The organism is Edaphovirga cremea (genome assembly GCF_003332275.1).
Lineage (GTDB): Bacteria > Pseudomonadota > Gammaproteobacteria > Enterobacterales > Enterobacteriaceae > Edaphovirga > Edaphovirga cremea.
In genome coordinates this window covers 35,182-41,452 of sequence record NZ_QOVA01000030.1, presented here as the reverse complement: position 1 = coordinate 41,452, position 6,271 = coordinate 35,182, and the positions used below count along the sequence as shown (strand labels likewise).

The 6,271-nt window shown below is 52.7% G+C and carries 6 protein-coding genes; 5 read left to right on the top strand and 1 reads right to left on the bottom strand.

Going from position 1 to position 6,271, the window contains the following annotated elements; genetic code table 11:
* Positions 1–175: 175 nt before the first annotated feature.
* Positions 176–1,330, bottom strand: coding sequence for a methionine adenosyltransferase (gene metK, locus DRI82_RS21810; protein WP_114196007.1), 1,155 nt, complete (start codon positions 1,328–1,330; stop codon positions 176–178).
* Between the two features lie 395 nt (positions 1,331–1,725).
* On the opposite strand from metK, the gene DRI82_RS24865 reads away from it, so the two are divergent.
* From DRI82_RS24865 to glsB, 5 genes are all read left to right on the top strand, one after another.
* On the top strand, positions 1,726–1,875 hold the full coding sequence (locus DRI82_RS24865) for a hypothetical protein (RefSeq protein WP_484068170.1): 150 nt from the start codon (positions 1,726–1,728) through the stop codon (positions 1,873–1,875).
* A 139-nt stretch (positions 1,876–2,014) separates the two neighbouring features.
* Positions 2,015–2,158 carry a hypothetical protein gene (locus tag DRI82_RS23955; RefSeq protein ID WP_157968126.1) on the top strand — a complete coding sequence of 48 codons (144 nt, stop codon included), beginning with the start codon at positions 2,015–2,017 and terminating at the stop codon, positions 2,156–2,158.
* Entirely contained in the window at positions 2,151–4,133 is a 1,983-nt protein-coding gene (gene speA / locus DRI82_RS21805) for a biosynthetic arginine decarboxylase (RefSeq protein ID WP_114196006.1), read from the top strand. Before DRI82_RS23955 ends, speA begins: the two co-directional genes overlap by 8 nt.
* Before the next feature lie 116 nt (positions 4,134–4,249).
* Positions 4,250–5,176: an agmatinase gene (gene speB, locus DRI82_RS21800; protein ID WP_114196012.1), complete on the top strand. Its 927-nt coding sequence runs from the start codon at positions 4,250–4,252 to the stop codon at positions 5,174–5,176.
* Between the two features lie 168 nt (positions 5,177–5,344).
* On the top strand, positions 5,345–6,271 hold the full coding sequence (gene glsB / locus DRI82_RS21795) for a glutaminase B (RefSeq protein ID WP_114196011.1): 927 nt from the start codon (positions 5,345–5,347) through the stop codon (positions 6,269–6,271).

Genomic DNA, 6,271 nt, shown 5'->3' with positions numbered 1-6,271 from the left:
AACGTTTGCAGTTGCCAGACCGCAAACTGTTTTAACAAATCAAAAGGGGTTTTTATAACTGGCTCAAAGCTGAAAGCTTTACGGAACCTCCAGCCTAGCTGGAGGTTTTCTGTGCACAAAAAAACGGTGAGCTTCTGGCTCACCGTCTTATAGGGAATAAAGGTCGTCAACAGGGTTATTTGAGGCCAGCGGCTTCACGCAAGACGCCTGCTTTATCCGTTTTTTCCCATGGGAAGTGTTCACGGCCAAAGTGACCATAGGCTGCGGTCTCTTTGTAGATTGGGTGCAGCAGATCCAGCATCTGAATCAGACCATACGGGCGCAGATCAAAGAATTCACGCACCAGCAGGGTCAGTTGCTCGGTTGCCACTTTCTCGGTACCGAACGTTTCCACCATGATCGAGGTAGGTTCAGCCACGCCGATAGCGTAGGAAATCTGGATTTCACAGCGATCGGCCAAACCCGCAGCAACGATGTTCTTCGCGACATAACGTGCCGCATAGGCCGCTGAACGGTCAACTTTAGACGGATCCTTGCCGGAGAAAGCACCGCCACCGTGACGAGCCATACCGCCGTAGGTATCAACAATAATCTTGCGACCCGTCAGACCGCAGTCACCCATCGGTCCGCCAATAACAAAACGACCTGTCGGGTTGATAAAATACTTGGTCGCTGGGCTCAGCCATTCTGCTGGCAGGGTTGGCTTGATGATCTCTTCCATTACCGCTTCATGCAGATCTTTCTGGCTGATCTCTTCAGAATGCTGGGTAGACAGAACGACAGCATCGATACCGGCAATCTTGCCGTCATCGTACAGGAAAGTGATCTGGCTTTTCGCATCAGGGCGCAGCCATGACAGCGTGCCGTTTTTGCGCACTTCGGCCTGGCGTTGTACCAAACGGTGAGCGTAAGTAATCGGCGCTGGCATCAGCTCGATAGTTTCATTGGTGGCATAGCCAAACATCAGGCCCTGGTCACCGGCACCTTGCTCCAGCGGATCGATACGGTCAACGCCTTGATTGATATCAGGGGATTGTTTGCCGATTGCGCTGAGTACTGCGCAAGAATTCGCATCGAAACCCATTTCAGAATTGACATAACCGATTTCACGTATGGTTTGACGGGTAATCTCTTCGATATCTACCCACGCGCTGGTGGTGATTTCACCGCCAACCAGCACCATGCCGGTTTTGACATAGGTCTCACACGCCACGCGTGCTTTCGGATCCTGCTCCAGAATCGCGTCAAGAACGGCGTCAGAAATCTGATCAGCAATTTTGTCGGGGTGTCCCTCTGATACAGACTCGGACGTAAAGAGGTGTTTAGCCATTATCTTCTTTACCTTGAAAAGACGGATTAAAAATCACTGCATAGCGCTGATGTTCCCAATACGGGATAGGCTCTTACTTACCTAATGCGTCCTGCAACGCCCTCGCGGGCAAAGCCGTTAAGCAGTTAGTATAGACGGATTAACATCTGGACGGCTATTTTAGGTCAGCTTTTACCCGGATTGCCAGCAGTTTTTTTTCTTTCGGAATTCCTTGCGGACAGTGAATAATCCTCTATTCACAGGATGAAACAATAACGGCTGCATTTTCATTTTGCTTTTTTAGTGGGTTATGGGTATAAACTGCGCGCGCCAGACATTCGTTTGGCGTACATATGAATGTATCTTAGAGGCATTGCCGATCATGACGATTGGCGCGCGTGGAGGTGAGTAGATTAATGACCCGCTGTTTACTGGTTGTTACATTTCAGCAGACACTGCACCTTCAGGTGCTTCCTATCACTGCGACCTGTTTTTCCTCTTCATCTGTAACATCCGATCGATGTTATACGCAACTGAGCGCTACCCAGGATTCACGGGCCGGTTAACCGCCACTGAATATCTGAAAGGGTACCTGCAACCTTCCTGTAGGAATTTTTCTTTACTGGGTTAATCGATCCTCTCTCGGATCTGTTACTGGTTTATTAACCGTGCAGCGCATGGTTTAAACAGGGTGTTTACAATTATATGAGTGATAAACCGATCGCGTCCGGTGTTGGGCAGCGTTTTGTCCTGCCATTTGCCCGCTGGAGTGGGTTGTTCTCACCTGTTGTTACTGCGATAGTGACTGGCCATGTTGTCAGTGTAGAAAGAGGAATTAACTATGTCTGATGACATCCAGTCCCACCGTCCGACACATGCGGGCGATTCTGTTTCTTTGCGCTCCATGCAGGAGGTTGCCGTGAACGATCGTGATGCCAGCAAAATGCTGCGTACTTACAACGTTGCCTATTGGGGTAACAACTATTATGACGTCAACGAACTAGGCCACATCAGTGTTTGCCCGGATCCAGACGTTCCGTCAGCCCGTGTGGATCTGGCACAACTGGTGAAAGACATGCGTGAGCAAGACGGCCAACGTCTGCCCGCACTGTTCTGCTTCCCACAAATTTTACAGCACCGTCTGCGTTCGATTAACGCCGCGTTCAAACGTGCGCGTGAGTCGTTCGGCTACGAGGGTGACTACTTTCTGGTTTATCCGATCAAGGTCAACCAGCATCGCCGGGTGATTGAATCCCTGGTCGAATCCGGTGAACCCCTGGGTTTGGAAGCCGGTTCAAAAGCCGAGTTAATGGCGGTTCTGGCGCATGCGGGCATGACCCGTTCGGTGATTGTCTGTAACGGTTATAAAGACCGTGAATACATTCGCCTGGCGCTGATCGGCGAGAAGCTGGGTCACAAGGTCTATCTGGTTATCGAGAAGATGACCGAGATTAAACTGGTTCTGGAAGAAGCCGAACGCCTGAATGTGGTGCCACGCCTCGGCGTGCGTGCGCGCCTGTCATCGCAGGGTTCCGGTAAATGGCAGTCCAGCGGCGGTGAAAAATCCAAATTTGGTCTGGCAGCCTCACAGGTTCTGCAACTGGTTGAACTGCTGCGTGAAGCGGGTCGCCTTGAAAGCCTGCAACTGCTGCACTTCCATCTGGGCTCGCAGTTGGCGAACATCCGTGACATCTCTACCGGCGTGCGTGAGTCCGCGCGTTTTTACGTTGAGCTGCACAAACTGGGTGTCAATATTCAATGCTTCGACGTCGGCGGCGGTTTGGGTGTTGACTATGAAGGGACGCGTTCGCAGTCAGACTGCTCGGTTAACTATGGCCTGAACGAATACGCCAACAACGTTATCTGGGGTATTGGCGATGCCTGTAATGAACACGATTTGCCGCACCCGACGGTGATCACCGAGTCTGGTCGCGCCGTGACTGCCCATCACACGGTGCTGGTGTCCAATATCATCGGTGTTGAACGTAACGAATTCCGTGCTCCTGTCGCCCCGCAAGACGATGCACCGCGTGCGCTTGGCAGCATGTGGGATACCTGGAATGAAATGCACGATCCGGAAAATCGCCGCTCACTGCGCGAATGGCTGCACGACAGCCAGATGGATTTGAATGATGTTCACAGCCAGTATGCACACGGAATATTGGATCTGTCCCAGCGCGCCTGGGCGGAAGATATTTATCTGAATATCTGTAACAAGATTCAGGATCAACTTGATCCGAGCAACCGCGCGCACCGTCCAATCATCGACGAACTGCAAGAGCGCATGGCTGACAAACTGTACGTCAACTTCTCGCTGTTCCAGTCAATGCCGGATGCCTGGGGCATTGATCAACTGTTCCCGGTCCTGCCGCTGGAAGGTTTGGATAAACCACCGGTAGGCCGTGCGGTGTTGCTGGATATCACCTGTGATTCCGATGGCACCATCGATCATTACATCGACGGTGACGGTGTGGCGACAACAATGCCGATGCCACCCTATGATCCAGAAGATCCGCCGGTGCTGGGCTTTTTCATGGTGGGTGCCTACCAGGAAATCCTTGGCAACATGCACAACCTGTTTGGTGACACCGCCGCAGTCGACGTGTTTGTGTTCCCTGACGGCAGCATCGAAGTGCAACAGTCTGATGAAGGCGATACGGTTGCTGATATGCTGGAATATGTGCAGTTGGATCCGAACGTGCTGCTCAGCCGTTTCCGCGATCAGGTGAAAGAAACCGATCTGGATGCCGAATTGCAGGCACAGTTCGTTGAAGAGTTTGAAGCCGGTCTGTACGGTTATACCTATCTGGAAGAAGACGAGTAAGCCTTACCCTGATTACACGTGTTACGGCATCAATTACGGGTATGACTATTTAATGGACCGTAGCCGGGGAAGGCTGGCACGGTGATGGCAAAAGAGGATTGTTTATGAGCAAATTAGTGAGCACATTGGGACATCAGCCCGATAACTCCCTGGTTTCAAATGCGTTTGGTTTCCTGCGTTTTCCGCTGAATTTCCAGCCTTACGACGCAGATGCGGACTGGGTTATCACCGGTATTCCTTTCGACATGGCGACTTCTGGCCGTTCCGGTGCGCGTCTGGGCCCGGCGGCGATTCGCCAGGTGTCCGTCAATCTGGCGTGGGAAGGTAAACGCTGGCCGTGGGATTTCGATCTGCGTGATCGCCTGAATGTGATCGACTGCGGCGACGTGGTGTTCAATTTTGGTGATGCCCAGGATCTGACTGACAAACTGCAGCAACATGCGGAAAAAGTGCTGGCCTCCGGCAAGCGTATGCTCTCCTTCGGTGGCGATCATTTCGTTACGCTGCCACTGCTGCGCGCACATGCCAAACACTTCGGTAAAATGGCGCTGGTGCATTTCGATGCACACACCGATACCTACGCCAATGGCAGTAAATTCGATCACGGCACGATGTTTTTCCATGCGCCGAACGAAGGTCTGATCGATGCCAACCACTCCGTGCAGATCGGGATCCGTACCGAGTTCGATCGCGACAATGGTTTCACCGTATTGGACGCGGCGCAGATCAACGACCGCACCGTGGATGACATCCTCGCCGAGATTAAGCAGATTGTTGGCGATCTGCCGGTATATCTGAGTTTTGACATCGATTGCCTGGATCCGGCACATGCACCGGGAACCGGTACGCCAGTGATCGGCGGTCTGACCACCGATCGCGCACTGAAACTGGTTCGTGGCCTGAAGGATTTGGATCTGGATATCGTCGGTATGGATATCGTTGAGGTTGCCCCGGCGTACGACCAATCCGAAATCACCGCACTGGCTGCAGCTACGCTGGCGCTGGAAATGCTCTACGTTCAGGCGTCCAAAAAAAGCGCATAACCTGAGCACCCGCATGACTAAAGCGGGCGTACTGGTGAGAGAGCCGCGTAAAAACCGATGATGCTGTCATCGGTTTTTTTACGTCATGCGGATGGTGGTACACTCAGCCGTCAGTCTGCAAAATTGGCGTCAATGGCGCAGATGTTTCACTTCCTAGGGAGAATCGCAGTGGCGACCGAATTGGATAATGTGCTGCTTGGCGATATTTTACAGCAGGTTCGGCCATTGATCGGCAGCGGCAACGTAGCGGATTATATTCCCGCACTCTCTGAAATCTCCGGCGACAAGCTGGGTATCGCCGTCTGCACGGTTGACGGGCAACAGTTTCAGGCGGGTGATGCCAATGAGCGTTTCTCTATTCAGTCAATTTCCAAGGTACTCAGCCTGACGCTGGCGCTCACCCGCTATCAGGAGAGTGAAATCTGGCAGCGCGTCGGCAAAGAGCCTTCGGGCCAGCCGTTCAATTCGCTGGTGCAGTTGGAATTGGAAAAAGGAAGACCGCGCAATCCGTTCATTAATCCTGGGGCGCTGGTGGTATGCGATATGTTGCAGACCCGCCTGAGTGCGCCACGGCAGCGGATGCTGGAAGTGGTGCGCCAACTGGCTAATCAGTCAGACATTGTCTACGATCAGCGCGTCGCCCGATCTGAATTTGAACACTCCGATCGCAACGCCGCCATTGCCTATCTGATGCGGTCCTTTGGCAATTTCGAGAATGACGTGATCCCGGTTCTGCATACCTATTTCCACTATTGTGCGCTGAAAATGAGCTGTACCGAACTGGCGCGGGCGTTTGTGTATCTGGCCAATCAGGGGCGCGCGCTGGGTGTTGACGAGCCGGTTATTTCGCCACGTCAGACCCGGCAGATTAATGCCCTGATGGTTACCAGCGGTATGTATGATGGCGCAGGGGAATTTGCCTACCGCGTGGGTATGCCCGGTAAATCAGGGGTCGGCGGTGGCATTATCGCCATTGTACCGGAAGAGATGTGTATTGCCGTTTGGTCGCCTGAACTTGATGATTCAGGGAACTCTCTGGCAGGAACGGCTGCCTTAGAGTTGCTGGCACAGCGCATAGGCCGCTCAATATTTTAG